The 2824-nt window shown below is 34.6% G+C and carries 2 protein-coding genes and 1 other annotated feature; both genes read right to left on the reverse strand.

Going from position 1 to position 2824, the window contains the following annotated elements:
• Positions 1-121: 121 nt before the first annotated feature.
• Entirely contained in the window at positions 122-1555 is a 1434-nt protein-coding gene (locus Q3V31_RS30560; protein ID WP_329767695.1) for an IS4 family transposase, read from the reverse strand.
• Between the two features lie 246 nt (positions 1556-1801).
• Positions 1802-2290 (reverse strand): GNAT family N-acetyltransferase, encoded by a 489-nt coding sequence (locus Q3V31_RS30565; protein WP_329767696.1) that lies wholly within the window; start codon positions 2288-2290, stop codon positions 1802-1804.
• A gap of 73 nt (positions 2291-2363) precedes the next feature.
• Positions 2364-2620, reverse strand: a binding site (T-box leader).
• Positions 2621-2824: the final 204 nt, after the last annotated feature.

Below are 2824 nucleotides of genomic sequence, written 5' to 3' on the forward strand. Positions count from 1 at the left end.
CATCGCCATCAAGCTAAGAGTGCCAAGAAAGTATATGCAAGTGTGCTTCTTTGGAATTTCTACGACTCTATTAAAGTTGTGCATAACAAATAAACCTATCAATTAGGTGTTTAAAAAAACACTATGCAACCTTGTAACTTTTTGACATCGTATAGTCATATACAACACCTAAGATATCAAAGACGGTTTTCTTTTCGTACCGGTGAGATTTTCTCCCGTTTTTCTCTAAAAGGTAAAACAAACGCAGCAAAACTTTTAATAATTCATCGATTCCATTCAGTATTCCCTCATAAAACAATAGATAATAATTCTTTATCATATAGATGGATTTGTATTCACTTAACTCTTTCTTTTTCTTGTCTAAGAGTAACTGACGCATTTTGAACATTGTCGATGAACAGAGTAAAATACTAATGAGTTGCCCGTATAAATGGCATTCTAAGCGTTCTTTTTTGATTTCTTTGCACTTGTCAATTTGAAAGAAAGATTTCCATGTTTTGAACAAAATTTCAATTTGCCAGCGCAATGAATACAGGTCATGGATATGTTCCATTGGAACATTTTCTACAGAAAGATTTGTAATATACACGTTGATCCCACTTAATCGTTTACTTCGTTCTTTGTAGATAATACCTTTCTTCTTTTCTTTTTTAGCTTGTTCCTTTAGTCTTTTCTCTGTTTGTTCTTTTGTTAATCGATGAATAATAACACGAGATGGTAATTTTTGATACTGTCCAATGTATGCTTCTGAAATCTCCATTGTTTGGCCAGGAGACAGTTGATTCATAAGTTCTTCCATATCTAACTGAATATAAAGTGTCCCTTTCTTCACAGTCCCATTTTGAAAATACTCTGGCTTCTCATTCTTACGATAGATTCGGGAATTTAATTTCAAACGTGAGATATAGTAAGCCCCTTTATCATGGATATCCTGTAAATCATGTAAATCGAAATAGCCTAAATCTCTTATATACAAGTCTTTTGATTGAATGGTTTGCAGGGTTGTTGAACCAAAGATTTTATCATTTTCTCTTCCTTCTCCTACATAAACGTGCAGGAACTTCCCACTCAATAGATCATACTCTAATTGAATTTTGACTCCTGCCGTATGGCTACTTCCACCTGAACCTTGATAATGTGAAGAAAACGTATCTGGAAGCTGAAATGTTGTAGAATCTAGAATCCGAATGTGCTTAAAGGTCGTGGAATATTGGTGAATTATTTCTTTTGTGGAATAATTTCTTTGAGTTAGAAGATTAGCTAGAACTTGTTCAAGAAACTGTACCGCAGAAGCATTAAATCGTTGGTTAAGCCCTTCAGGGCTAATAAGAACACCTGTAGATACTTCAAGATAGCTACATAATTGTGTGAGTGATGTACTTGCAACCTGCTGGCTGAGCCATACACATAAAGCAACTAACTCCTTTGCTTGATATTTACTCTTTCGCTGAACAAATCCTTTTTCTTTAGCTAGGTGTTCTAGAACGTCAGGAGACATATATCGTTGTAATTCTTCAGCGATTGGTTGAAGTTCGTCAAGAATCGAAAGATTCATAAAAAACGCCATCCTTTCTTATAATTCTATAGAAAGGATAACGTTTTATTTACTTGATGCATAGTGAAAAATCCTAGCTTGATAGCAATGTGGCGGTAGCCCTATAAGTATTTTAGCAAGACCTAAATCGTAAAAAATCATAAAAAATAAGGAGTGAAACAATCGCGCCCGTTTGCTGAATAAGAGTATTGGTCACTTCATCCTAGATAAATAACTTATTTTTCCTGCTAGGGCATTTAGTGAAGGTTACCGTCTAACTTTTAATAGTAAAATAACTTCAATTCCCTCTAACAACTCGCCTGTGTTCACGAATCCAAGTGACTCATAGAATTGAAGTGCCGAATAATTATCTGGCTCTGTTGAAAGGCCAATATAATGACAGTCATCATTCTTTGTGAGCATATCTATGACTTGTTTCATCGCCTCTTTCCCGTATCCCTTTCTTTGATAAGAGACATCTATCATAAACCTAGGAATCCAATACTTCCTCTCTTCAATCTCGTTTGAATGATGTTCCGTCATCACAAATCCTATAACTTCCTCATCCAAATGTATCGCGTACGGTGTAAAACTGGGATCTACCTTAGACTCTGCAATGGAATAAACATTAGGAGCAATTCGATCAACTTGATTCTCTGCTAACTTTAGGTTTAGGCATTTATAAATATTTTTCACAGTTAATTCCTGAATTGATATTTGAGCCATAACAGTTTTTTTCATTCTTTTTAAATTCATCAATCTCACTCCTAAGTATATTTTTATTACTTTCTTGTTTAACAAAAAAAATCCCACCCCCAAGACTTGAAGTCTTAGGGACGAGATTTATCATCGCGGTGCCACCCTAGTTTATTAATATGTCGCCATATTAACCTTATCAGGTACGTCATGTAAAAATGCTTATACCTTAGCTCTATAACGGGAACTCCCGTCACATCACCCCCTCCTAAAAGGTTCCGACGTGCTGCTCTGAGGCTTGCTTCAATAAAGATATTCTAACCCTTTTTCAGCTACCAGGGTTCTCTGTATAGAATTCACTTTATTTACTCTTCTCTTCATCGCATTTATTTTTTATATAATATCACCTATTGGTATCCGTGTAAATATCTGAATTTTTTTATTATTTTAAAAATAACCCATTAAGATATATGATTCTCGTCTAACAACTAAAAAAGAAAAATACTTCAGAGCAAAAATCATTTGCAACTTTAAAACAAAGTCATTTTTTTCGTTTTGGGGGTAAATTGTTTTCTTAGGTTGATGGCAATGGGG

The sequence above is a fragment of the Bacillus nitratireducens genome, from assembly GCF_036320425.1.
Lineage (GTDB): Bacteria > Bacillota > Bacilli > Bacillales > Bacillaceae_G > Bacillus_A > Bacillus_A nitratireducens.

What these genes read in the sequence shown, in the direction of transcription:
- Q3V31_RS30560 (WP_329767695.1), bottom strand. Translation starts at nt 1,555, where the DNA reads ATGAATCTTTCGATTCTTGACGAACTTCAACCAATCGCTGAAGAATTA.
- Q3V31_RS30565 (WP_329767696.1), bottom strand. Translation starts at nt 2,290, where the DNA reads ATGAATTTAAAAAGAATGAAAAAAACTGTTATGGCTCAAATATCAATT.